At 53.6% G+C, this 25,824-nt stretch carries 24 protein-coding genes; 18 read left to right on the top strand and 6 right to left on the bottom strand.

The genetic code is table 11. The features are described from left to right. Positions 1–2 precede the first annotated feature (2 nt). Positions 3–548 carry a spermidine N1-acetyltransferase gene (gene speG, locus LH22_RS07320; protein ID WP_034825496.1) on the top strand — a complete coding sequence of 182 codons (546 nt, stop codon included), beginning with the start codon at positions 3–5 and terminating at the stop codon, positions 546–548. Positions 549–643: 95 nt separating this feature from the next. Here speG and LH22_RS07315 read toward each other — a convergent pair whose 3' ends face one another. The 4 genes from LH22_RS07315 to LH22_RS07300 form a co-directional block, all read right to left on the bottom strand. Beyond that, the gene (locus tag LH22_RS07315; RefSeq protein ID WP_038645291.1) at positions 644–1,066 is read right to left on the bottom strand and encodes a hypothetical protein; all 423 of its coding nucleotides are present in this window, start codon (positions 1,064–1,066) and stop codon (positions 644–646) included. A 96-nt stretch (positions 1,067–1,162) separates the two neighbouring features. Then, positions 1,163–2,098 carry a homocysteine S-methyltransferase gene (gene mmuM, locus LH22_RS07310; RefSeq protein WP_038645289.1) on the bottom strand — a complete coding sequence of 312 codons (936 nt, stop codon included), beginning with the start codon at positions 2,096–2,098 and terminating at the stop codon, positions 1,163–1,165. Beyond that, positions 2,088–3,497, bottom strand: a complete 1,410-nt coding sequence (gene mmuP, locus LH22_RS07305) for an S-methylmethionine permease (RefSeq protein WP_038645287.1) — start codon at positions 3,495–3,497, stop codon at positions 2,088–2,090. Before mmuP ends, mmuM begins: the two co-directional genes overlap by 11 nt. 134 nt (positions 3,498–3,631) lie before the next feature. After that, positions 3,632–3,970, bottom strand: coding sequence for a DUF2002 family protein (locus tag LH22_RS07300; RefSeq protein WP_038645285.1), 339 nt, complete (start codon positions 3,968–3,970; stop codon positions 3,632–3,634). 149 nt (positions 3,971–4,119) lie between these two features. On the opposite strand from LH22_RS07300, the gene LH22_RS07295 reads away from it, so the two are divergent. The 11 genes from LH22_RS07295 to emrB all read left to right on the top strand — a co-directional run bounded on the left by LH22_RS07295 (position 4,120) and on the right by emrB (position 16,448). Then, a complete protein-coding gene (locus tag LH22_RS07295) occupies positions 4,120–4,437 on the top strand; it encodes a DUF883 family protein (protein ID WP_034825483.1) in 318 nt (105 codons plus the stop codon). A 331-nt stretch (positions 4,438–4,768) separates the two neighbouring features. Next, positions 4,769–5,011, top strand: a complete 243-nt coding sequence (locus LH22_RS07290) for a redoxin NrdH (protein WP_038645282.1) — start codon at positions 4,769–4,771, stop codon at positions 5,009–5,011. Positions 5,012–5,015: 4 nt separating this feature from the next. Then, positions 5,016–5,420: a class Ib ribonucleoside-diphosphate reductase assembly flavoprotein NrdI gene (nrdI, locus tag LH22_RS07285; RefSeq protein ID WP_038645280.1), complete on the top strand. Its 405-nt coding sequence runs from the start codon at positions 5,016–5,018 to the stop codon at positions 5,418–5,420. Next, complete coding sequence (nrdE, locus tag LH22_RS07280; protein ID WP_071845600.1) at positions 5,399–7,537, top strand: class 1b ribonucleoside-diphosphate reductase subunit alpha; 2,139 nt, start codon at positions 5,399–5,401, stop codon at positions 7,535–7,537. Before nrdI ends, nrdE begins: the two co-directional genes overlap by 22 nt. Positions 7,538–7,545: 8 nt before the next feature. Then, entirely contained in the window at positions 7,546–8,505 is a 960-nt protein-coding gene (gene nrdF / locus LH22_RS07275) for a class 1b ribonucleoside-diphosphate reductase subunit beta (RefSeq protein ID WP_038649925.1), read from the top strand. A 412-nt stretch (positions 8,506–8,917) separates the two neighbouring features. After that, a complete protein-coding gene (proV, locus tag LH22_RS07270) occupies positions 8,918–10,114 on the top strand; it encodes a glycine betaine/L-proline ABC transporter ATP-binding protein ProV (protein WP_038645278.1) in 1,197 nt (398 codons plus the stop codon). After that, positions 10,111–11,331 (top strand): glycine betaine/L-proline ABC transporter permease ProW, encoded by a 1,221-nt coding sequence (gene proW / locus LH22_RS07265; protein ID WP_038645277.1) that lies wholly within the window; start codon positions 10,111–10,113, stop codon positions 11,329–11,331. Before proV ends, proW begins: the two co-directional genes overlap by 4 nt. 63 nt (positions 11,332–11,394) lie before the next feature. Next, positions 11,395–12,390: a glycine betaine/L-proline ABC transporter substrate-binding protein ProX gene (gene proX / locus LH22_RS07260; RefSeq protein WP_038645275.1), complete on the top strand. Its 996-nt coding sequence runs from the start codon at positions 11,395–11,397 to the stop codon at positions 12,388–12,390. A gap of 655 nt (positions 12,391–13,045) precedes the next feature. Further along, the gene (mprA, locus tag LH22_RS07255; RefSeq protein WP_034825472.1) at positions 13,046–13,576 is read left to right on the top strand and encodes a transcriptional repressor MprA; all 531 of its coding nucleotides are present in this window, start codon (positions 13,046–13,048) and stop codon (positions 13,574–13,576) included. Between the two features lie 149 nt (positions 13,577–13,725). Next, positions 13,726–14,898 (top strand): multidrug efflux MFS transporter periplasmic adaptor subunit EmrA, encoded by a 1,173-nt coding sequence (gene emrA / locus LH22_RS07250; RefSeq protein WP_038649923.1) that lies wholly within the window; start codon positions 13,726–13,728, stop codon positions 14,896–14,898. A 14-nt stretch (positions 14,899–14,912) separates the two neighbouring features. After that, positions 14,913–16,448, top strand: a complete 1,536-nt coding sequence (gene emrB / locus LH22_RS07245) for a multidrug efflux MFS transporter permease subunit EmrB (RefSeq protein ID WP_156102779.1) — start codon at positions 14,913–14,915, stop codon at positions 16,446–16,448. Positions 16,449–16,487: 39 nt separating this feature from the next. On the opposite strand, the gene LH22_RS07240 is transcribed toward emrB, so the two are convergent. Beyond that, entirely contained in the window at positions 16,488–17,606 is a 1,119-nt protein-coding gene (locus tag LH22_RS07240; protein WP_038645269.1) for a tRNA/rRNA methyltransferase, read from the bottom strand. A gap of 156 nt (positions 17,607–17,762) precedes the next feature. On the opposite strand from LH22_RS07240, the gene trxC reads away from it, so the two are divergent. The 6 genes from trxC to LH22_RS07210 all read left to right on the top strand — a co-directional run bounded on the left by trxC (position 17,763) and on the right by LH22_RS07210 (position 24,305). After that, positions 17,763–18,182: a thioredoxin TrxC gene (trxC, locus tag LH22_RS07235; protein WP_038645267.1), complete on the top strand. Its 420-nt coding sequence runs from the start codon at positions 17,763–17,765 to the stop codon at positions 18,180–18,182. A 77-nt stretch (positions 18,183–18,259) separates the two neighbouring features. After that, positions 18,260–18,952, top strand: a complete 693-nt coding sequence (locus tag LH22_RS07230) for a tRNA-uridine aminocarboxypropyltransferase (RefSeq protein WP_038645265.1) — start codon at positions 18,260–18,262, stop codon at positions 18,950–18,952. An 85-nt stretch (positions 18,953–19,037) separates the two neighbouring features. Beyond that, a complete protein-coding gene (locus LH22_RS07225) occupies positions 19,038–19,808 on the top strand; it encodes a YaeF family permuted papain-like enzyme (protein WP_038645263.1) in 771 nt (256 codons plus the stop codon). Positions 19,809–19,851: 43 nt separating this feature from the next. Next, positions 19,852–22,503: a bifunctional acetate--CoA ligase family protein/GNAT family N-acetyltransferase gene (locus LH22_RS07220; RefSeq protein ID WP_038645261.1), complete on the top strand. Its 2,652-nt coding sequence runs from the start codon at positions 19,852–19,854 to the stop codon at positions 22,501–22,503. A gap of 122 nt (positions 22,504–22,625) precedes the next feature. Continuing rightward, positions 22,626–23,981: a CDP-diacylglycerol--serine O-phosphatidyltransferase gene (pssA, locus tag LH22_RS07215; RefSeq protein WP_038645259.1), complete on the top strand. Its 1,356-nt coding sequence runs from the start codon at positions 22,626–22,628 to the stop codon at positions 23,979–23,981. A 3-nt stretch (positions 23,982–23,984) separates the two neighbouring features. Next, positions 23,985–24,305 (top strand): YfiM family lipoprotein, encoded by a 321-nt coding sequence (locus LH22_RS07210; protein ID WP_038645257.1) that lies wholly within the window; start codon positions 23,985–23,987, stop codon positions 24,303–24,305. Here LH22_RS07210 and LH22_RS07205 read toward each other — a convergent pair whose 3' ends face one another. Further along, entirely contained in the window at positions 24,306–25,610 is a 1,305-nt protein-coding gene (locus LH22_RS07205; protein WP_038645254.1) for an MFS family transporter, read from the bottom strand. Positions 25,611–25,824: the final 214 nt, after the last annotated feature.

Raw genomic sequence — 25,824 nt, 5'->3', positions numbered from 1 at the left:
GTATGACGGTGAAATTGCGTCCGCTTGAGCGAGAAGATCTGCACTTTGTGCATCAGTTAGATAACAACGCCAGCGTGATGCGTTATTGGTTTGAGGAGCCGTACGAAGCCTTTGTGGAGCTGTCGGATCTTTATGACAAGCACATTCACGATCAAACCGAGCGCCGCTTTGTTGTCGAACATGACGGGCAAAAAGCGGGATTGGTGGAGCTGGTTGAGATCAACCATGTGCATCGCCGGGCTGAGTTTCAGATCATTATCGATCCGGGACATCAAGGCAAAGGTTTAGCCAGCCAGGCAGCAAAGTTAGCGATGGATTACGGTTTTTCGGTGCTGAATCTCTACAAACTCTACCTGATCGTTGATCAGGAGAATGAGAAAGCGATTCACATCTACACCAAGCTGGGATTTGAAGTGGAAGGCGTGCTGAAGCACGAATTTTTCATCAATGGTGAATATCGCAATACCATTCGGATGTGCATTTTCCAGCAGCAGTATCTGGCACAGCATAAATCCGGTCATGCGATGGTGAAGCCGACAGCGCAATAAGACTTGTGCGGTCTTTAACCCCATGCGCATGGGGTTAAAGAGCCACTCGCCGTCTTAAGTGAGCGGCATGACGCCATTTCTGCCGCCCTCCGACCTTAACCGCCGCGCGCCCCCACCACGTTGAGACGCGGCTGAGGATGTTCGGGTTTCAGGTCGTACATGCCGCCATAGAACGGATCCACCAGCAGCCAGCCGGGGAAGCCCAGTAACGGGATGTTGCCTAACAGATACCACAAGTTGGCACTGGCCTCGATCGGCAGCGTCACCGGTACATAGCCCGGACTCTCCAGCATCACCTGATAATGCTTCTTACCAAAGTAATTGCCGGTGGATTTTGCCAGCTCGACGGTTTGTGGCGTGTAGCCCTGCGCCACCGCGCGGCCCGTCTCATCCTGTACGGTGAAACGGGCACCTTGCGGGACAGAATCGATTTTTACCGGCTGCGTTTCCGTGCCGACAATGGTGGCACAGCCGCTCAGCAGCAATGCAGTGGCAGGAAGAAGATGTCGCAGGTTCATGGCAGGTCCGCAATAGAATCAGATAGGACAGTCTAAACTGCCCTATCCCGCTTTTCACTCGCCTCAATCGCGCTATCAGTGCTGCTTTTCTGGTCTTTATTGCGGTTGACAACAGGCGGCAATCGCCGCGATATCCTGTGGCGTGGTGCGGCAACAGCCACCAATCAGCCGCGCGCCCGCTTGCTGCCACTCAGGGAATTTATCGTGCAGCGTGCAGCCCGACGGTGCCGAGTGCCAGGTTTTGCTGCTGGCATCGTACTGTTCGCCTGAGTTGGGATAGACCAGCAGAGGCCTGGCACACAGTGCCTGCAGGGCTTGCAGCGCCGGCGTCACGCTCTCCAGCGCCACACAGTTGATGCCCATCGCCACCACCTGCGGTGCGTTATTCACCAGATCGGCGACTTGGCTGAGCGTCGTGCCGTCGCTAATGTATTGCGCATCACGCAGCGTGAAGGAGAACCATGCGCTGCTGTCCGGAAACTCTGCCAGCAAACTCACCAGCGCCTGCGCTTCAGCAAACGACGGCAAGGTTTCACACGCCAGCAAATCCACGCCCGCGTCCAACAGCGCCTTGACGCGTGGGCGATGGAAATCTTTCATCTCCGCTTCTGGCAGGGCGTAATCACCGCGATACTCAGCACCATTCGCAAGATAAGCCCCATAAGGCCCAACGGAGCCGGCCACCAGCAAAGCGGCTTCACTGCCTGATGCCGCACGATAATCATCACGCGCACGCTGTGCCAGCTTCACACTTTGCGTAATCAATTCCAGCGCCTGCGCCTCATCCAGTCCACGCGCCGCAAAGCCTTGCGGTGTGGCCTGATAGCTGGCGGTGATCGCCACATTGGCTCCAGCAGCAAAATAGTCGTAATGCACCTGATAAATCAGCTCAGGATTTTCCATCAGCACTTTGGCAGACCACAACGCATCGGCGAGATTGCAGCCGCGCGCCTCCAGTTCGGTGGCCAGCGCACCATCCAGAATCAGTGTGTCGTGTTGAGTTAACGCTTCTGCGACAGGATTACGCGACATCATTGGCCTCCCCGGCCTTCAGGTTACGTCGATGCGTGACATGGTATGCGGCATAGCAGAACAGCACAAATGGAATGCCACACCACAGCGCAATACGCTGTGAAGGATCGAAGGCCAGCCCCACACACGCCAGCATGCACAGCAGGAAACCGAGAATCGGCGTTAAAGGATAGAGTGGCGCGCGATAGGCGAGTTGTTGCAGCGAACCGCCTGCGGCCAGATGGCGACGACGGAACACATAGTGCGAGGCACAAATACTCAGCCACACCGCCACCACCGCAAAACCTGAAATGGCTGACAGCGCCACAAACACGGTATCCGGCGCGATCACACTGGAAAACAGCGCCAGCAGGCCACCGATCATACTGACGGTGATCGCCAGCACCGGAATCCCACGGCGGTTCACCTGGGCGAAACAGCGCGGCAACGTGTTCTCATTCGCCAGTGACCACAGCATCCTGCCCGATGCATACAGCCCCGAGTTGGCGGCGGAAAGGATCGCCGTCAGGATCACGAAATTGAAGATATCAGCCGCATAAGGAATGCCGATCTTCTCGAACACCAGCACAAACGGGCTTTTGACGATGCCGGCTTGATCCATCGGGATCAACGCCGCCAGCACAAATACTGTACCAATAAAGAAGATAATCAATCGTGCTACGGTGGTGCGAATTGCCAGCGGCAGGGCTTTCTGCGGCTGCTCGGTTTCACCGGCGGCGATACCTATCAACTCTGTGCCGGAAAAGGCAAAGTTCACTGCCACCATGGTCATCAAAATGGGCAAGGTGCCGTGCGGTAACCAGCCTGAAGCCGTCAGGTTACTTAATCCCGGTGCGGCACTGCCATCCTTCATCGGGATAAAGCCAAACATCGCGCCTGCGCCAAGAATGATAAAGGCAATGATGGTGACCACTTTGATGATGGAGAACCAGAACTCCCCTTCCGCGAAGAAACGCGTGGAGACGATATTCAGCAGATAGATGGCGATGCAGAACACCAGACACCATAACCACACGGGCGTGGCGGGGAACCAATACTGCATGCAGAAACCGGCGGCGGTCAGGCTGGAGCCAAGCGCCACCGTCCACGTTAGCCAATAGAGCCATGCCACGGTGTAGCCGGTTGCCGGGCTGAGATAGCGCGCGGCGTAGACATGAAACGCGCCGGTTTCCGGCATCGCCACGGCCAATTCACCCAGGCACACCATCACCAGCCACACCACCAGCGCCCCGATCAGATACGCCAGCAGCGTGCCCGCTGCGCCGGTGGTCGAGATGATATAGCCGGTGTTAAAGAAGAGTCCGGTACCAATCACGCCGCCGAGTGACAGCATCACCAGATGCCGCACTTTCATGGTGCGCTTAAAGTTTTCCTGCGAAGAAGTATCCTGCGTTTGCATTATTTTTATCCGTATGGACGTCTGAACATCTATATGGACACAGGGTTATACGCGCCAGCGTAGCAATTTGCAACGTGGCAAAGGGTAAGGGTTTTAAATATAGGGGGGTGGCCCCGCGTCAACGGGGCACAACATCAGGCGCCAAATACGCCTTGCAGATAGCGCTCAAGCGCAATACGCGAGCTAAAACCGTGCGGAATACCGTAATGTTCCTGGGATTCACCCATCAGATAAAGTGGAAACTGCGTGTAGTGATCGCAGGTTTTCATCTCTGAAGCGGGTTCAGCAAAGTGCTGACTTTTCTCTTTCAGCGTAGGGTGAATAATCAATGCGGTGCGGCCCATGCGCGCTTCGCGATTGACGTAGACATAGCTTTCACCACGACGATAACCGTAGATTTTCGGCGTCAGGGCGTCCATTTCGAACCCTGCCTTTTCCAGTACGCGCGCTACCTCATCCGGACGTAAATACATGCTTGCTCCTCTCTTCTCACAGCCCCGCAACCTTACAACAGCCCGACATACAGGACATTCGGAATTTCCCTAAAGCCTGGCATACGCCTGCGTTTAGTCACGTTTCGTCTACACTAAGTATTACTTGTTAAATCAAAGGGAGCGAAAAAATGTTTAATCGCGTAAGCAAAAACGATGACATTGATATTAATCAGGATGTGAATGAGCTGGCAGATTCGCTCGAAGCATTACTTAAATCTTACGGCAGCGAAGCCAAAGATGAAGTGGACAGCGCGCGCAGCAAAGCGCAGTCGCTGTTAAAACAGACTCGCGCAAAACTGAATAACGGTAACAGCCGTGTTTCTCAGGCAGCGCGTGACGCCAGCTATCAGGTTGATGCCTATGTGCACGATAAACCCTGGCATGGCGTAGGTGTCGGTGCAGCTGTGGGTCTGGTGCTTGGGGCACTGTTGATGTCACGCCGTTAACCGCCACTGGCGTTTAAAGAGAGCCTCGCGATTGCGGGGCTTTTTTATGCCTGTAGTGAATGAATACGCACAAAATTCGACCTAAATTTCACGCCCTGCGCCTTTACAAAAAAATTTCGGGCCTGGAAGGCGCATGATCTCTGGTGTTAGCGATTATCCGAAGATCAAAATAACAAAACCCTATATCTGGTGGGCTTGACCACCACGAGCACTACATCTAGTATTCAACCCATCAACTCGCTACCAGATGTCGTCAAGGACGAAGTTCGCTGCAAATAGGATTTTGCTTCGTATCTCGCATCCAGACCGCAATCAAAGGGAAATACGAATCATGCGCATTATTATTTACACTAAAAACAACTGTGTCCAGTGCAACGCGACAAAAAATGCCATGGACCGCAAAGGTATCGACTATCAGCTGATCAACCTCGATACCCAACCGGAAGCCATTGATAACCTCAAATCCCTCGGCTATCGCCAGGTGCCCGTTGTCATGACCCATGATGACCACTGGAGCGGCTTCCGCCCTGACAAAATCGCCAGCCTGCGCCAGCTCGCTGCAGTCGGGGGATAAGGCGATGTTCCCACTGGTCTACTTCTCTAGCCAGTCGGAAAACACGCACCGATTTATCACTCGTCTGGGACTGCCTGCTCGCCGCATTCCGGTGGATGGCAAGCAGTGCCTCAATATCGACCAGCCCTATATCTTAGTGGTGCCGAGCTACGGCGGCGGCAGCGCGCGAGGTGCGGTGCCCAGACAAGTGATTCAATTCCTTAATGATGACGCCAACCGACGCGGTATTCGCGGGGTGATTGCTGCCGGTAACCGCAACTTCGGTGAAGGCTACTGCCTGGCGGGCGACATTATTGCGCAGAAATGTCAGGTTCCTTATCTCTACCGCTTTGAGCTGATGGGAACCCCCGACGATATCGCTAATGTAAAAGCGGGAGTAACCCAATTTTGGCAACGACAGACACCCTGAACAGCACGCAGCTGGACTATCACGCGCTCAATGCGATGCTGAACCTGTATGACGCCGATGGCCGCATTCAGTTTGAAAAAGATCATGAGGCCACGCGCCAGTTCTTCCTGCAGCACGTAGAGCCGAATACCGTACAGTTCGCTTCGGCGGGCGATCGTCTGCGCTATCTGGTGGCGGAAGGCTACTATGAAGCCACGGTACTGAATCAGTACGACTTCAATTTCCTGTGCCAGTTGCACGATGAAGCCGATGCCTGGGGTTTCCGTTTTCACACCTTCCTGGGGGCGTGGAAGTTTTACACCAGCTACACGCTGAAAACCTTCGACGGTAAACGTTATCTCGAAACTTTCGAGCAGCGCGCCTGCATGGTGGCGCTGACGCTGGCACGCGGTAATGAATCGCTGTCACGTGAATTGCTGGCAGAAATGCTCAGTGGCCGCTTCCAGCCAGCCACCCCAACCTTCCTCAACTGCGGTAAACAGCAGCGTGGTGAATTGGTGTCCTGCTTCCTGCTGCGCATCGAAGACAACATGGAATCGATTGGCCGTGCGGTGAATTCGGCGCTGCAACTCTCCAAACGTGGCGGCGGCGTGGCATTCCTGCTCTCCAACCTGCGTGAATCCGGTGCGCCTATTAAACGTATCGAAAACCAGTCGTCTGGTGTGATTCCGGTGATGAAGATGCTGGAAGATGCGTTCTCTTATGCGAATCAGCTCGGCGCACGTCAGGGCGCGGGCGCAGTGTGGCTGAACGCGCACCATCCGGATATTTTCCGCTTCCTCGATACTAAGCGAGAAAACGCTGACGAGAAGATCCGTATCAAAACGCTGTCACTGGGCGTGGTGATCCCCGATATCACCTTCCAGCTGGCGAAAGAGAATCGCGATATGGCGCTGTTCTCGCCGTACGACGTTGAGCGTATTTATGGCAAGGCATTTGGTGATATCAGCATCAGCGAGCTATACGAAGAGATGCTGGCGGACGATCGCATCCGTAAGACTTACATCAAGCCGCGTGATTTCTTCCAGACGCTGGCCGAAATCCAGTTTGAGTCAGGCTATCCGTACATCATGTACGAAGACAGCGTGAACCGTCATAACCCGATTGCCGGTCGCATCAATATGAGCAACCTGTGCTCGGAGATTTTGCAGGTTAACAGCGCCAGCGAATTCCATGACGATCTCAACTACCGCCGCGTGGGCAAGGATATCTCCTGTAACCTCGGCTCGCTGAACATCGCGCATGCCATGGATTCCCGCAATCTGGCACAAACCGTGGAAACGGCGGTACGCGCCTTAACAGCGGTTTCTGAGATGAGCGAAATCAACTCGGTGCCGTCGGTGGCGGAAGGCAATCGCCGTTCACACGCGGTGGGCCTGGGTCAGATGAACCTGCATGGTTATCTGGCGCGTGAAGGCATGGCTTATGGCTCGGAAGAGGCGCTGGATTTCACCAATCTTTACTTCTACTGCGTGACCTATCACGCGGTGCGCACCTCTAACCTGCTGGCACAAGAGCGTAAACAGCGCTTTGATGGCTTTGACCAGTCGCAATACGCCAACGGTCACTACTTCGATAAATATGTGGATCGCCCCTGGCAGCCGCGCACCGCGCGCGTGGCACAGATCTTCGCCGATGCAGGCATTGCACTGCCGACGCAGGCCGACTGGCAGGCATTGCGCGAATCAGTGATGCAGCATGGCCTGTACAACCAGAACTTACAGGCGGTTCCGCCTACCGGTTCAATTTCGTACATCAATCACGCCACCTCGAGTATTCATCCGATTGTGTCGCGCATTGAGATCCGCAAAGAGGGCAAAACCGGCCGCGTGTACTATCCGGCGCCGTTTATGACTAATGACAACCTGGATCTCTATCAGGATGCGTATCAGATTGGCCCGGAAGCGATTATTGATACCTACGCCGAAGCCACACAACACGTCGATCAGGGCTTGTCTTTGACACTGTTCTTCCGCGATGACGTCACCACGCGTGATATCAACAAAGCGCAAATTTATGCGTGGAAGAAAGGCATCAAAACGCTCTATTACATTCGTCTGCGCCAGATGGCGCTACAAGGCACTGAGGTGCAGGGCTGCGTCTCCTGCTCATTGTGATGAAAACTATGCAACTTAAACAAATTCAAGCGATTAACTGGAACCGTATCCAAGACGAAAAAGATCTCGAAGTGTGGAACCGTCTGACCAGCAACTTCTGGCTGCCGGAAAAAGTGCCGTTGTCCAACGATCTGCCTGCATGGCAGTCACTGGACCACCAGCAACAGCAGCTGACTATCCGTGTGTTTACCGGGTTAACGTTGCTCGACACCATCCAAAACGTGATCGGCGCGCCGGGCCTGATGGAAGACGCCATCACGCCGCATGAGGAAGCGGTGCTGTCGAATATCAGCTTTATGGAAGCAGTGCATGCGCGTTCCTATAGTTCGATTTTCTCCACCCTGTGCAACACCGCCGATGTCGATGCCGCGTATCGCTGGAGTGAAGAGAACGAAGCGTTGCAGAACAAGGCGAAGATTGTGCTGGAGCACTATCGTGCCGAGGACCCGCTGAAGAAGAAAATCGCCAGCGTGTTCCTGGAATCGTTCCTGTTCTACTCCGGTTTCTGGCTGCCGATGTACTGGTCAAGCCGTGGCAAATTGACCAACACCGCTGACTTGATTCGTTTGATTATTCGCGATGAAGCGGTACACGGATATTACATCGGCTATAAGTACCAGAAGGCACTGGAAAAAGTCGACGATGCACGCCGTGAAGAGCTGCAGCAATTTGCCATCGATTTGCTGCTGGCGCTGTATGAAAACGAAGTGGAGTATACCGAAGCGCTGTATGCGGATGTCGGTTGGGCGGAAGAGGTAAAAACCTTCCTGCACTATAACGCCAACAAGGCATTGATGAATCTGGGATATGAGGCGTTGTTCCCATCAGAGCTGACCACGGTGAATCCGGCGATTCTTTCCGCTTTGTCACCGAATGCCGATGAAAACCACGATTTCTTCTCCGGTTCAGGTTCTTCCTACGTGATGGGAAAAGCCGTGGAAACCGAAGACGAGGACTGGAATTTCTAGCCTCAGGCCTGCAGCACAGGGCGCGCCACAGCGCGCCCTTTCATCGCTTTCATATTTCCTCTTCAGACTGACAAATATTCCCCCGTTATTTCCCTTTCTCAGCTTCATTATTTTGTCATTTTAGCGCCATTCATTCGTCCATTATATCGTCTACATAAGCGCAATTTATTCGTGTTTCACTGAGCATTTGCCATGAAAGCGGGTTAAATTCACAAAAAATTCAGAAAAAAATGATTCACCCTCATCCCTTGTGAACACTGGAATTATCGCCAATCTGCGCACGCTCGCTCAACCAAATATCCGCACCAAGGGTTGTCAGATATTCTCACTATGCTAGGTTATAGGGCGCTTAAATTTAATCGAGATCATTACAAGAAATAGCTAAACATTTAACCGGGAAATTAATTACTGCATGGCAATTAAACTCGAAGTAAAGAATTTATATAAGGTATTTGGGGATCACCCCGAAAAGGCATTTAAGCTGATTGAGAAAGGCGAAAGCAAAGAGACGATTCTGGCGAAAACCGGTCTCTCAGTCGGCGTAAAAGATGCCAGTCTGGCCATTGAAGAAGGCGAGATCTTCGTCATCATGGGGCTCTCCGGTTCAGGGAAATCCACCATGGTTCGCCTTCTCAATCGTCTGATCGAGCCCACTCGCGGCCAGGTGATCATTGACGGTGTCAATATTGCGAAAATATCGGATGCTGAACTGCGTGAAGTGCGCAGAAATAAGATCAGCATGGTATTCCAATCCTTCGCATTAATGCCCCATATGACGGTTCTCAATAATACCGCCTTCGGCATGGAATTAGCGGGCGTGGCGTTACAGGAACGTCAGGAAAAAGCGCTGGAAGCATTGCGTCAGGTGGGACTGGATAATTATGCCCACGCCTACCCGGATGAACTCTCTGGTGGTATGCGTCAACGCGTCGGATTAGCCCGCGCGCTGGCAATCAATCCCGATATATTATTGATGGATGAAGCCTTCTCCGCCCTCGATCCGCTTATCCGCACTGAAATGCAGGATGAGTTGGTGAAACTGCAGGCGAAACATCAGCGTACCATCGTGTTTATCTCTCACGATCTCGACGAAGCGATGCGTATTGGCGATCGCATCGCCATCATGCAGGGCGGCGAAGTCGTTCAGGTCGGCACGCCGGATGAGATTCTGAATAATCCCGCGAACGATTATGTGCGCACCTTCTTCCGGGGTGTCGATATCAGCCATGTGTTTAGCGCTAAGGATATCGCCCGTCGTAGCGCTGGCGCACTGATTCGTAAAGCGGCCGGTTTTGGCCCGCGATCCGCCATCAAACTGCTGCAGGATGAGGACCGCGAATTTGGCTATGTGCTGGAGAAACAGAAATTTGTCGGCGTGGTTTCAACCGATTCACTTAAAGCAGCACTGGCCGCGGGTGAAGGTCTGGATAGCGCCCTGCTTGAGACGCCGTTAGCGGTTCCTGCGGATACCTCACTGAACGATTTGCTTTCCCACGTTGCCCAAGCGCCCTGCGCGGTGCCGGTGGTAGGCGAGGAGAATCAGTACGTCGGTATTATTTCCAAAAGCATGCTATTGCGCGCTTTAGATCGTGAAGGAGCCCAGTCATGAGTGAACAAACCAGCAATCCGTGGGACAGCGCCAGCCAGACCACGCCGCAACCTGCTACAACAGATTCGAGTGCGGCGGCCAGCAGTAGCGATCCCTGGGGCGGGAGTGCTGCCCCGGCGGATAGCAGTGCCAGTTCAGGTTCTACTGATGCCTGGGGCAATGCCTCCAGCACCGGCTCGGATGCCACCTCCAGTGCAGGCCATGATGCCGCCTCCAGTGCAGGTCATGATGCGGCCTCCTCGGCGGCCAGTAGCAGCGACTGGCTAAGCAGCGCGCCGGCGCCGAAACCTGAACATTTCAATATTATGGACCCCTTCCACAACACCATGATCCCGCTGGATCGTTGGGTGACGGAAGGCATCGATTGGGTAGTGAACCATTTCCGCCCGGTGTTCCAGGGCATTCGTGTGCCAGTGGATTATATCCTCAGTGCCTTCCAGAATCTGTTGATGGGGTTGCCTGCACCCGTTGCGATTGCGTTGTTTGCGCTGATCGCCTGGCAGATTGCCAGCCCGGCGATGGGTATTGCCACGCTGATTTCACTGGTGCTGATCGGCATGATCGGCGCCTGGTCGCAAGCGATGGTGACGCTGGCGCTGGTGCTGACCGCCCTACTGTTCTGCATCATCATTGGATTACCGCTCGGTATCTGGCTGGCGCGCAGTGAGCGTGCGGCGAGAATTGTGCGACCATTACTGGATGCGATGCAGACCACACCCGCCTTTGTATACCTGGTGCCAATTGTGATGCTGTTCGGTATCGGTAACGTGCCTGGTGTGGTGGTGACCATTATCTTTGCGTTGCCGCCGATTGTCCGTCTGACCATTCTTGGCATTAAACAGGTGCCCGCTGATCTTATTGAAGCCAGCGAGTCCTTTGGTGCCAGCCCCCGCCAGATGCTGTTTAAAGTGCAGTTGCCGCTGGCGATGCCAACCATCATGGCGGGTGTCAACCAGACACTGATGCTGGCACTGTCGATGGTGGTGATCGCCTCGATGATCGCTGTTGGCGGTCTTGGTCAGATGGTCCTGCGCGGTATTGGTCGCCTGGATATGGGCCTCGCCAGTGTTGGCGGTGTCGGTATCGTTATCCTCGCGATTATTCTTGACCGCCTGACACAATCTGTTGGCCGTGACAGCCGCAGCCGTGGTAGTCGCCACTGGTATAACACCGGCCCCGTTGGCTTGCTATTACGCCCCTTCAGTAAAAAAGTCTGATTTCTTTGGACGGCCCGCCGTGGCCGTCCGTCTCCGACGCTACACGTAAAATAAGGAATGACTATGCGCAAGACAGCTCTATTCGCCGCCGTCCTGACGACGTTTGCCGCAACCCACGTGTCCGCCGCCGACCTGCCCGGTAAAGGCATTACGGTTAAACCCGCTCAGAGCAATATTTCCGAAGAGACTTTCCAGACGCTGCTGGTGAGCCGTGCGCTGGAAAAACTGGGCTACACCGTCGATAAGCCTAGCGAAGTGGATTACAACGTGGCTTACACCACCATCGCGGCGGGTGATGCCACCTTTATCGCCACCAACTGGAAACCACTGCATGATGACATGTACGCCGCTGCCGGTGGCGATCAGAAATTCTACCGTGAGGGCACTTACGTGACCGGCGCGGCACAAGGCTATTTGATCGACAAGAAAACAGCGGATCAGTATCACATCACCAATCTTGAACAGCTAAAAGATCCTAAGATCGCCAAGCTGTTTGATACCAACGGAGATGGCAAAGCCGACCTCACCGGCTGTACACCAGGCTGGGGCTGTGAAGCGGTGATTAACCACCAGATTGATGCCTTCAAACTGAGCAACACCGTTGAGCACAACCAGGGCAACTACTCGGCGATGATTGCCGACACCATTACCCGCTTCAAACAGGGTAAACCGATTCTTTATTATACCTGGACGCCTTACTGGGTAAGTGATGTGCTAAAACCGGGCAAAGATGTAGTGTGGCTGCAGGTGCCGTTCTCATCCATGCCGGGCGCGCAGAGCAAAGTGGATACCAAACTGCCTAACGGCATGAACTATGGCTTCCCGGTCAACACCATGCATATCGTGGCTAACAAAGCCTGGGCTGAGAAAAACCCGGCGGCGGCAAAACTGTTTGCGGAAATGAAGCTGCCGCTGGCTGATATCAATGCGGAGAATGCGGCGATGCATGCGGGCCACGCGTCTGAAGCCGACATTAACAGCCACGTAGACGGCTGGATCAAAGGCCATCAGGCCGAGTTTGATAAGTGGGTTTCTGACGCACAGGCTGCGGCGAAGTAATCCTCTTTCCCTTATAGAGCGGCCTTTTGGTCGCTCTTCTCCACCATCCCCGCACATTTAGTGCGTTATAGCGCACTGGTACGTCCTGTCAATTAACACACCATTGAAATAATTTTTTGGGTTACTATTAACCACAAATGATTATCTTCGTTTTTCTTCCGCTGTGAATATGGCTAAGCCGAGACGCATCTCTGCACTATCTGAGGTTAGATCCTCTCAACGAATGCAATTCATCATTTTAACTGGTACGGTATTGATACCGTAAATGTTACAATTTAGTTAATTAACCCATTGATTTGGTGATGTAATATCCGCAGCGAAAGTGTTTAGAAAGCGTAAAGACCCACCCAATCACGTGAGTGAGACTATTCATTGATGATTGAGTTTGTTATGGTTAGCAGCACAGTTATTCACCAGAGTTATTTTTTCTCTCGAAATTATTTTTTCTTAAAAATATTTCATGATGCGAATTGATGACAATCTAACCATCCAGCGTGGCAAATTGTCAGGGCGAACTGCCCAAGGTTATGGAACGACCTGGAACGCCAGATGTTGACAATGTGATCGTGCGAACAATCACTGGCGGAAAATATGACTACGCTTAATCTGTCACCATCCTTACTATACCAGTTGCAACTAAGAGGTTTTTTTTAAAATGGAAAGTTCGTTTACTCCCATTGAACAGATGCTGAACATCCGTGCTAACCGCCATAAAGATTTTCCGTTGCAGGAAATCATCCTGACTCGTCTGTGCATGCATATGCAGGGAAAACTGCTGGATAACCGCAACAAGATGTTGAAGGCGCAGGGAATTAATGAGACCTTATTCATGGCGCTGATCACACTTGATGCGCAAGAAAACCAGAGCATCCAGCCTTCTGAACTGAGTTCTGCGCTGGGTTCCTCACGTACTAATGCAACACGTATTGCTGATGAGCTGGAAAAACGTGGCTGGATTGAGCGCCGCGAGAGCGATAATGACCGTCGCTGCCTGCATCTGCACCTGACAGAAAAAGGTAACGAATTCTTACGTCAGCTGCTGCCGCCACAGCATCAGAGCCTGCAGTACCTGTGGTCTTCGCTCTCAACATCCGAGCAGGATCAGCTGGAAGCGATTACGCGTAAGCTGCTTAACCGTCTTGATAAAATGGATGAAGACCAGGTTATCGCTTCCCTGTCGCGCTAATAGCAAGAAGTGCGACACAATCACCTTCCGAAATCGCTATTTTAATCCCCTTTTATCCGGCCAGCGTCTCATACGCTGGCTTTTTCGACTCGGGAAACCGTGTTGAAGGATCAACACAGCCCGGCTAAATGGAAAACGTGGAGAACAACATGAGTGCGACCGCGGAAGCGCAAAGCCCGCAACAGCCAGCGAATAAAAAGAAGAAGCGCAAAGGTGTGCTGATCCTGCTGGCTATCGTGTTTGTATTGATTGGGGTGGCGTATCTGGCTTACTGGTATTTGGTGCTGCGCCATTTCCAGGAAACCGATGACGCCTATGTGGCAGGTAACCAGGTGCAGGTGATGGCACAGGTTTCCGGCAGCGTGAATAAAGTCTGGTTCGATGACACTGACTTCGTGAAAAAAGGCGACATTCTGGTGTCGCTGGATAAAACCGATGCGGAGCAGGCGTTTGAAAAAGCGCAGACTGCACTGGCCACCAGCGTCCGCCAGACGCATCAATTGATGATCAACGGCAAGCAGTATCAGGCCACCATCAAGCTGCAACAGACCGCTCTGGATCAGGCTGAAGCCGATCTGAAACGTCGTGAGCCGCTGGGTGCGTCAAACCTGATTGGTCGTGAAGAACTGCAACACTCACGTGATGCCGTGGCCACGGCGAAAGCGCAACTTGATGTCGCCGTGCAGCAGTACAACGCGAATCAGGCGATGATCCTGAATACCGATCTGGAACAGCAACCCGCCGTCAAACAAAGCGCGGCTGAATTGCGTGATGCCTGGCTGGCGCTGCAGCGTACCGATATCCGTAGTCCAATGGATGGCTATATTTCACGTCGTAGTGTTCAGGTCGGTTCGCAGATCTCCACCAGCACGCCGCTGCTGGCGGTAGTGCCTGCCACTAATTTGTGGATTGATGCCAACTTCAAAGAAACGCAGCTTTCCGGCGTGCGCATCGGTCAGCCTGCGACCGTGGTCAGTGATATTTACGGTGATGACGTGGAGTATCACGGTAAAGTTGTCGGCCTGGATATGGGCACGGGTAGCGCCTTCTCTCTGCTGCCGGCACAGAATGCGACAGGTAACTGGATCAAAGTGGTTCAGCGTTTACCGGTGCGTATTGAGCTGGACCCGCAACAGGTGGCTGAACATCCACTGCGTATTGGTCTCTCCACCTTAGTCAAAGTGGATACCCAAAACAAAGACGGTGCCACACTGGCCAGTAGCGTGCGTCCACAAGCGGCGTATGAAAGTAACGCATTGGCAATCGACCTCGCGCCGGTTAACAAGCTGATTACTGATATCGTTCGTGCCAACGCCGATTAATTCCGCGGGAGGCTGTGATGGCACAAAAACCGCTTGAAGGTGCGCCGTTAGTCCTGATGACCATCGCCTTATCCCTGGCGACGTTTATGCAGGTTCTCGACTCCACCATTGCTAACGTGGCGATCCCGACGATCGCCGGTAACCTTGGTGCCTCGAACTCACAGGGCACCTGGGTGATTACCTCATTCGGGGTGGCAAACGCCATCTCGATACCGATTACCGGTTGGTTAGCCAAACGTATCGGTGAAGTGAAGCTATTTACCTGGTCGACCATTCTGTTTGTGCTGGCCTCATGGGCCTGCGGCATGTCAGAGAGTCTGGAGATGCTGATCTTCTTCCGTATCATCCAGGGTGTGGTCGCCGGTCCGTTGATTCCACTGTCGCAAAGTTTGCTACTGAACAACTACCCGCCAGCCAAGCGCAGCGTGGCGCTCTCGCTGTGGGCGATGACGGTGATCGTGGCCCCGATCTGCGGCCCGATTTTAGGCGGCTGGATCAGTGATAACTACCACTGGGGTTGGATCTTCTTTATCAACGTTCCGATTGGTGTAGTCGTCGTCGCGCTGACTCTGCAAACCCTGCGAGGACGCGAAACCAAAACCGAAATCCGACCGATTGATATCGTCGGCCTGGTGCTGTTGGTGGTGGGGATTGGTTCGCTGCAGGTGATGCTCGACCGGGGTAAAGAACTCGACTGGTTTGGCTCCACGGAGATCATTGTACTCACGGTAGTCGCCGTGGTGGCGCTGGCGGTGCTGTTGGTGTGGGAGCTAACGGACGACCATCCGATTGTCGATTTGTCGCTGTTTAAAAAGCGCAACTTCACCATCGGCTGTTTGTCGATCAGTCTGGCTTACATGCTTTACTTCGGCTCGATCGTGTTGCTGCCCCAGTTGCTGCAGGAGGTATACGGCTACACCGCCACCTGGGCAGGTTTGGCGTCAGCGCCGGTCGGCATCATTCCGGTCATCCTGTCGCCGATCATTGGTCGCTTTGCCCACAAGCTGGACATGCGGCGGCTGGTGACCTTCAGCTTTATCATGTACGCCGTCTGTTTCTACTGGCGCGCGTATACGTTTGAGCCGGGGATGGATTTTGGTGCGTCGGCATGGCCGCAGTTTATTCAGGGCTTTGCCGTGGCCTGCTTCTTTATGCCACTGACCACCATTACGCTGTCAGGCTTGCCGCCAGAGCGTATGGCAGCAGCATCGAGCCTGTCGAACTTTGTGCGTACGCTGGCCGGTTCAATCGGTACGTCGATCACCACCACCATGTGGACGGATCGTGAATCGATGCACCACAGCTACCTGTCGGAATCGGTGAATCCCTTCAATCCGAATTCGCAGCAGATGTATGACCAACTGCAAAGCTTGGGCATGACGCAGCAGCAAGCTTCAGCCTACATTGCACAGCAAATTACCAATCAGGGCCTGATTATCTCAGCGAATGAGATCTTCTGGGCATCAGCGGGAGTATTTTTGATCTTGCTGGTTCTGGTGTGGTTTGCACGTCCGCCATTTGGTGCGGGCGGTGGCGGTGGTGCGCACTAAAGGATAGAAACAAAAACGGGCCTTTCGGCCCGTTTTCATTTATGCGTTCTGGCGCCACCATTCGGCAAGCAGAATGCCAGTCGCAACGGAGACGTTAAGACTCTCGACGTTGCCGGTACCGCCAATCGACAGGCTGATATCACCCTGCTGGAAGGCGCTGTCGGACAGACCTTCACGCTCCTGGCCCAGTACCAGAACCATTTTGGCTGGCAGCTCAGCTTTCGCCAGCGGCGTGCCTTCATGGCTTGAAGTCGTCACAATGGTGTAACCCGCTTTGCGGAAAGCTTCCAGACCGCTGGCAAAACTTTCACCACTGATGGCCTGCACATGCTCAGCACCGCCCTCGGCCGTGCGCACAGCGGCGCCAGACTCCAGCAGTGAAGCATCGTTAACCAGCAAACCTTTCACGCCGAAGTGCGCGCAGCTACGCATGATGCCACCGAGGTTGTGCGGGTTGCTAACATCTTCCAGCGCCAGCACGCAATCCTTAGTATCCGCTTTTTTCAGCCACTCAGAGACTTCCATGCCCATACGCTTCTTGATGATGAAGCACACGCCGCCGTGGTGTTCGGTGCCTGAAGCCTTAGTCAGCTCGGCATCATCCACCACGTGGTAGGCTTTACGATTGGCCGCTAACCAGCGCAGCGTTTCGCGGAAGCGTGGCGTCACGCTCTGGATAAACCAGGCACGCACGATACTCTCTGGACGGCTGGCAAACAGCGCCTGGCAGGCATTTTCACCGTAAACGCGCGTCTCTTCCTGACGCTGACGGCGAATCTGCTCGGGGTCGATGACCGGCTTGTTGCTCGCGGCCTCATCAATCTGGCTATCGTCCGCTACCGGTGGGCGTGAAACGGTGCGCCACGGTGAATCACCGAAGCTGCGGTTGTCATCGCCACGATCGTCACGACGGCCAAAGCTGCGACCGCGCTCGCTGTTGCGTGCATCACGCGCTGGCGTTCCGCGACCACCTGCACTGCTGCGGCCACCTTCTTCATTATTACGTGCAGTACGAGGACCAGAACGACGATTATCTTCCTGGCGCGCAGCAGGACGGCCGCCTTTGCCGGTACGGGGATTGGGCTTTTGGCCTGCATCCTCATCACGTACATACATCACTTTTACCTTGCCGCTTTTGCCTTTAAATTCGTCGTTCATTTGTTCCTCCTGCATTGAGAGCGCGAAGATTACCTGATGTGCTGGAGCTTAGCTATCAACTATTGAACCTATTGGGTAATCCAGATTGAGCATAGCACTCAACCTTTTCATAATGTTCGGCAATCATAACATTTACAGGTCCGGTTTGAGGTGACGATGAATACTGTATGTGCCTCCTGTCAGGCAACTAACCGCGTTCCCGAGGAACGTATTGCCGATGGCGCCAAGTGTGGTCGCTGTGGCGACGAGCTTTTCAATGGTGAAGTCGTGAATGCTACCGCAGCCACGCTGGATAAATATTTGCAGGACGATCTGCCCGTGGTGATCGACTTCTGGGCACCGTGGTGCGGACCGTGCGTGAACTTCGCGCCTGTTTTTAAGGATGTCGCTGACGAACGCCGCGGTAAAGTGCGCTTTGTGAAAGTGAACACGGAAGCCGAACCGGCACTTAGCTCACGCTTCCGCATCCGCAGTATCCCGACCATTATGGTGTTCAAAAAGGGTGAGATGGTCGACATGTTAAACGGAGCAATGCCCAAAGCGCCGTTTAATGAGTGGCTCGACGAATCACTTTAAGCACCTCAGGCCAGCCCCTGTGCTGGCCTTGCCATTAGCCTTCTATTAAACTGGCGTTTTTTCCTGCCTGCGATTCTATGTCTGAAAATGCCGTTCTGCGCTTACGTGCGCAACGTTTAGCACGCGCTACGCGCCCGTTTCTTGCCCGTGGCAATCGCGTGTTGCGCTGCCAGCGTTGCCTGCTGCCACAAAAAAATTGCCTGTGTGCCACCCTGCAGCCGCAGCAAGCACGCAGCCGTTTTTGTCTGGTGATGTTCGATACCGAGCCAATGAAACCCAGTAATACCGGACGCCTGATCGCCGATATCCTGCCTGATACGCTGGCGTTTGGCTGGTCACGCACCGAACCTGATGACGCGATGCTCGCCGCAGTGAAAACTGACGAGTATCAGCCACTGGTGGTGTTTCCGGGCTCGTATGCCGATGCAGGCAGGGAAGTGCTCACCACACCTCCGCTCACCGGCAAACCACCGCTATTTATTATGCTGGATGGCACCTGGACCGAAGCCCGCAAGATGTTCCGCAAAAGCCCCTGGCTGGATGCGTTCCCGGTGATGTCACTCAACGTTTCCACACCGTCGCGCTACACGCTGCGGGAAGCGCACGGCGAGGGCCAGCACTGTACCGCTGAAGTGGCCGCCGCGCTGCTGGAACAGGCGGGAGATGTTGAGGCAGCAAGCGCGTTACAGCAGCATTTTGAGCATTTCCGTCACGCTTATCTGGCAGGCAAGCCGCATCATCCGGTGCACTATCAGGAAAGCGTGCTGTAGGGATCGCCTGATTTTTTAACTTGTCCGTTTGATTTATAGTCGCACATCGCCATGGAGTTGGCTCCCAACATAAGGATGATGCGCTATGAAAGTCTGGTGGCTTGTTGTGCTGCTGATAGCGGGCTGCAGCACGGCCCCGCAAACTGACCGCCCTTACCCACTGCAGTTACAATCCGTTAGCACACGCCCAGGTGGCATCATTAGCGTTGCTGAATTGCAGCCCGGTGATTTGCTGCTCTCCTCCGCCACCTCGCCTCAATCCTGGGGCATTCGCCTGATCAGCTTCAGCGGTGTCAGCCATGCTGCAATCTATCTGGGTGATCGACTAGTGGCGGAAGCCGTGGGCAGTGGTGTCAAAATCATTCCGCTGCAACAGGCCATTGAGGAGAGTAATAACTTGTTGGTGCTACGCGTGCCCAGCCTCACTCAAGACCAAAGCTCGCTGTTGCGCGAATTTGCCCACCAGCAACAAGGCAAAAAATACAATTTCAAAGGTATCGTGATGTTCATGCCGTTTATGGTTTCGCGCCGCGTCTGCGAGCTGCCGCTGATGCATGAAAATCTACGCAGTGCCTGTCTCACTGCATTAGCGCGCGTGCAACTCGCCGACGTTGACGATCCTCAAGCCAATCGCTTCTTCTGCTCAGAATTCGTCATCGCAGGATATCGCCATGCAGGCGTCGAGCTACTTCAGGGACAAGCGAGCTGGGTCAGTCCGGCTGATCTCATGCATCTGCGTGATGGAGATATCTCAGCATGGCATAGCGAGCAGAATATGCAGTACATCGGCCATTTAAAGCGCTGGAACCTTAAAGAGATCCTCAGCCTGCGATCGGCGAGTCGGCAAGCAGAGTAAAAAGCGTTTACAATCATGCCAATCTTGATGTCGGGAGCGGATGATGAGCCAACGCGGACTGGAAGCACTGTTACGACCTAAATCAATCGCGGTGATTGGTGCGTCAGTTACACCGGGGCGCGCCGGCTACTTTATGATGCGTAATTTGCTGGCAGGCGGATTTAGCGGTCCGGTGCTACCGGTCACGCCGAAGTATAAAGCCGTGAGCGGTGTGCTGGCCTGGCCGGATATTGCCAGCCTGCCGTTCGCGCCCGATCTCGCCATTATCTGTACTCATGCCAAACGCAATCTGGAACTGCTGCAGCAGTTGGGAGAAAAAGGCTGCAAAGCCTGCATCATTCTCTCCGCACCCGCCAGTCAGTTGGAAGAATTGAAAGCCTGTGCCAGCCAGTGGCAAATTCGCCTGCTCGGCCCGAACAGTCTGGGATTGCTGGCCCCCTGGCAAGGATTGAACGCCAGCTTCTCGCCGGTGCCGATCGCAAAAGGACGCATTGCCTTTATTTCTCAATCCGCGGCGGTCTCCAACACCATTCTTGATTGGGCTCAGCAGCGCAATCTCGGCTTCTCCTGGTTTATCGCTTTGGGCGACAGTCTGGATATTGATGTTGATGATTTGCTGGATTTCCTGGCGCGTGACGGCAAAACCAGCGCTATTTTGCTCTATTTAGAGCATCTCAGTGATGCGCGCCGTTTTGTTTCGGCCTCTCGTAGCGCCTCACGCAATAAACCGATTCTGGTGATCAAAAGCGGTCGCAGCCATCAGGCACAAGCGATGATTGGCACACTTAGCGGGCTGGATGCCGCATGGGATGCCGCGATTCAGCGTGCCGGTTTGCTGCGCGTACAGGATACGCATGAACTGTTTTCAGCGGTGGAATCGTTGAGCCATATGCGCCCCTTGCGCGGTGATCGTTTGATGATCATCAGCAACGGCGCAGCCCCCGCAGCCTTAGCACTGGATGAGCTGTACGCGCGTAATGGAAAGCTGGCTACGCTGAGTAATGAGACCTTACAAGCCCTGGCCACGTTGTTACCGGAAGGCGTTGGGCGCGGTAATCCGCTGGATCTCAAGGACGATGCCACACCAGCGCGCTATGTTGCCTGCATAGAACAACTACTGGATAGCCATGAACTCGATGCATTAATGATTATCCATGCCCCGAGCGCCGTGTCTCCCGCCAGTGAAACGGCCGAACAAATTATCGCGGCCGTGGCTAAACATCCTCGCGGCAAGCAGGTAACACTGCTCACTAACTGGTGTGGCGAATACTCGTCACAAGCCGCTCGTCGTGCTTTCACTCAGGCCGGAATCCCCACCTGGCGCACACCGGAAGGTACCGTAACCGCATTTATGCATCAGGTAGAGTATCGCCGTAACCAAAAACAACTGCGTGAAACACCCGCCTTGCCGATCGGCCTGACGCAAAACAGCGCGCAGGCGCACCAGTTGATTCAACAAGCGCTGGATCAGGATATTAACACTCTGGATACCCACGAAGTCCAGCCGGTGCTACAAGCCTATGGATTAGCAACGCTGCCGACCTGGATTGCGAGTGACAGTCGCGAAGCGGCCAGCATTGCCGACCAGATTGGCTACCCCGTGGCACTCAAGCTGCGTTCACCGGATATACCACACAAGTCTGAAGTTCAGGGGGTAATGCTTTATCTGCGCAGCGCTGCGGAAGTTGAGCTGGCCGCTGAGGCGATTTTTGATCGTGTGCGCAATACACATCCACAAGCGCGTATCGATGGCTTACTGGTGCAAAGCATGGCAAACCGTGCCGGCGCACAAGAATTACGCGTGGTGGTGGAACAAGATCCGTTGTTTGGTCCGATTATCATGCTGGGTGAAGGCGGAGTGGAGTGGCAACCGGATAAGCAGGCTGCAGTGGCATTACCCCCGTTGAATATGACGCTAGCGCGTTACCTGGTGATTCAGGCGATGAAGAGCGGCAAAGTGCGCAGTCGCAGTGCGTTGCGTCCACTGGATATTGCGGGATTGAGCCAGCTTCTGGTGCAGGTTTCTAACCTGGTGGTGGATTGCCCGGAGATCCAGCGGCTGGATATCCATCCGCTGCTGGCCTCCGTGAATGAATTCACCTTGCTGGATGTCACACTGCAGCTCGCGCCATTTACCGGTCATAACGAAGCACGCCTGGCGATTCGCCCTTATCCACACCACCTTGAAGAGCAGGTGCAGTTGAAAGATGGACAACATTGCCTGTTCCGCCCGATCCTGCCGGAAGATGAACCGCAACTGCGCGCGTTTATCGCTCAGGTAACGAAGGAAGATCTCTATTATCGTTATTTCAGTGAGATCAATGAGTTCACGCATGAGGATCTCGCCAACATGACCCAAATCGACTATGACCGAGAGATGGCCATTGTTGCTGTACGACAGCACGACGGGAATGACGAGATTGTTGGTGTGACGCGTGCGATCTCGGATGCCGATAACATTGATGCGGAGTTTTCGGTGCTGGTGCGCTCCGATCTGAAAGGACTCGGGATGGGCAGACGACTGCTGGAAAAGATGATCCGCTATACGCGCGATCATGGTCTGCAACAATTGAACGGTATCACCATGCCACACAACACCGGCATGATTACGCTGGCACGAAAACTGAATTTTCGTGTTAATATTCAATTGGATGATGGCATTGTCAGCCTGAATTTACCGCTCGGTGAGGCGTGATGATATCCTGTACAGAAAGGTAAAAATCCTCCTTATCAGGCCGGTTGGTGTTATTATTTACCGTTAGGATCATGATTTGATGGCAAAAGGCCATGCAATGAACAGAGAAGAAGTGCACTGTGATGTTGTCTAAATTTAAACGTAATAAACACCAACAACACCTCGCACAGCTGCCTAAACTGTCACAATCCGTGTCGGATGTGACCACGCTTTACTCGCCTGCCGAGTTCCGTGAGACCCTGCTGACGAAAATCGCTGCGGCTGAAAAACGCATCTGTATCGCCGCGCTCTATCTCGAGAACGACGACGGCGGGCGTGGCATCATGCAGGCGCTCTATGCTGCGCGTCAGGCACGTCCGGAGCTGGATATCAGTATTCTGGTGGATTGGCATCGCGCGCAGCGTGGCCGAATTGGCGCCGCTCGTGGACTGACCAACGCGGACTGGTACTGCGAGATGGCAGCACAGCATCCCGATATCGCTATTCCAGTGTATGGCATTCCCGTTAACACGCGTGAAGCACTTGGCGTACTGCATTTGAAAGGCTTCATCATTGATGACACCTTGCTGTACAGCGGCGCCAGCCTGAATGATGTTTATCTGCATCAGCATGATAAATATCGCTATGATCGCTATCAGTTAATCCGTAATCCACAATTGGCGGACACCATGTACGCGTGGATTTGCGAAAATCTCAAGCAGTCCGATGCGGTTAATCGCCTTGACCAGACTGAGCGTCCATCCAGCCCTGAAATTAAGAACGAAACACGCCAGTTCCGCCAGGATTTGCGCAGTTTTAATTACCAGTTCGCGGGGAATGCTGACAATGAGTCACTGGCGGTCACGCCGCTGGTGGGCCTTGGCAAACGCAGTCTGCTCAATAAAACCATCTTCCATTTGATGCCGTGCGCCGAGCGTAAACTTACGCTGTGCACGCCTTACTTCAACCTGCCTGCGATCCTGGTGCGTAATCTGATTCATCTGCTGCGTCAGGGTAAAGAGGTGGAGATCATCGTGGGCGATAAAACTGCCAATGATTTCTACATCCCGCCTGAGCAGCCGTTTAAAATCATCGGCGCACTGCCCTATTTGTATGAGATCAACCTGCGACGCTTTCTGAGCCGTTTGCAGTATTACGTCAATAACGGCCAGTTGACCGTGCGTCTGTGGAAAGATGGCGAAAACAGTTATCACCTGAAAGGTATTTGGGTGGATGACGAGTGGATGATGATTACCGGCAATAACCTTAATCCGCGCGCCTGGCGACTGGATTTGGAAAATGCGGTGCTGATCCACGATCCTAAGAATGAGCTGGCAGAACAGCGCGAGAAAGAGCTGGCGTTGATTCGTGAACATACCACGACGGTTCAGCACTTCCGCGAATTAGAGAGTATTTCTGACTATCCGGCGAAAGTACGTAAGCTAATCCGTCGTCTACGCCGTATCCGTATTGACCGTCTTATCAGTCGCTTACTCTAGCCGATGCGTGCGCTCATCCTCTGCGTAGTTTTACTTTGTAGTGGATGTGCGCATGTGGCACAAGATAACTGGACCGGTAAAGACAAAGCCGAACACTTCTTCTCTTCTGCCGTGCTAGCCGCTGCCGGCAGCGAAATCTCCCAACACCAGCATCAAAGCCGTGGACAAAATTTACGTTTTGGCTTTTTGTTCTCGCTGAGTTTTGGCGTAGGAAAAGAGTTATATGACAGCCGCTCTTCGGGGAGCGGCTGGAGTTGGAAAGATCTTAGCTATGACGTGGCGGGAGCGGCCACTGGCGTTGCCTTGTGGAATTTAAGTCAATAATCACAGTGTAATGCCCTTCCCTTTGCGATGGAGCATCAGGGAAATAACGAAGGCCAATGCCCCCATCGCCGACACATACCAGAAGAAACTGGTTTCAATCCCCTCTTTCTTCAGCAGTAAAGCGACATACTCGGCCGAACCACCAAAGATCGCATTAGCCACCGCATAAGATAAGCCAACGCCAAGCGCGCGCACTTCTGGTGGGAACATTTCCGCTTTTAGAATGCCGCTGATAGCGGTATAGAAACTGGTGATAATCAGCGCCAGCATAATCAGCGCAAATGCAGCCCAACTGCTCTGCACATTTTGCAGCATCATCAGGATCGGTACGGTACAGATCGCTGCCCCCGCACCAAAGATCATCATCGAAGATCGACGACCGATCTTATCTGACAGCGCCCCGACGATCGGCTGAATCAGCATGAAGACGAATAATGCGGCTGTCATCAATCCACTGGCGCTGCGTGCATCCATCCCCGCCGTATTGACCAGATACTTTTGCATATAGGTGGTGAAGGTATAGAAGCTCAGTGAACCGCCGGCAGTAAAGCCCAATACCATCAGAAACGCGCGTGAGTGATTGCGCAGCAAACCCATAACGCTGCCCGCATCTTTATGTTCACGATTCTTTTTCTCGGAGGTTTCATTCAGTGAGCGACGCAGCCACAGTGCGACAACGGCCAGCACGGCACCGAGGAAGAAGGGGATGCGCCAGCCCCAGTTGCGCAACGCTTCGTCGCTGAGGATCTGTTGCAGCACCACTACGGTGAGCACGGCTAACAGCTGGCCGCCAATCAGTGTCACGTACTGGAATGAAGCATAAAAACCTTTACGCCCTTCTAAAGCGACTTCACTCATATAAGTGGCGCTGGTGCCATACTCTCCGCCCACTGACAACCCTTGAAACATACGCGCCAGCAGCAGGATCACTGGTGCCGCCACGCCAATTTCGCCGTATCCTGGCAGGCAAGCGATCACCAGGGATCCTAAACACATCATGCAGACAGAAATCAGCATTGAGTTTTTACGTCCATGGCGATCGGCTATATAGCCAAATAACCAGCCACCAATCGGACGCATCAAAAATCCAGCGGCGAATACGCCTGCGGTTTGCAGTAACTGCGTGGTGGTATCACCTGCGGGGAAGAATACATGCGCGAAATAGAGTGAGAAAAAGGAGTAAACGTAAAAGTCGAACCATTCGACCAGATTGCCTGATGATGCGCCCACAATCGCCCAGATGCGCTGTTTGCTGTTTATCGTTGATTCAGATGGTGCCACTTTTTGTTGTAGTGAGTCGGTCATGTCTTACCTCATTTCCTTGCGATAAATTAATGCCAAAGGATTCAGTAAAGCACGTGTTGGGCGGTTTCGGGAATTGGATGACGTTGAAGGTGCTAATTTGTGATTAGTGAGGGATTTTGGGGTGAAATCAGGGCGATGTTTCAGTACTGGTTGAAGGCTTTGAAGGTGAGTCTGTAGCCAAAATCGCGCTGTGGCGGCGTGGTGTCAAAGGTGA

Origin of the sequence: Pantoea rwandensis (assembly GCF_000759475.1) — a bacterium.
GTDB lineage: Bacteria > Pseudomonadota > Gammaproteobacteria > Enterobacterales > Enterobacteriaceae > Pantoea > Pantoea rwandensis_B.
This window is presented reverse-complemented; position numbering and strand designations above follow the sequence as displayed.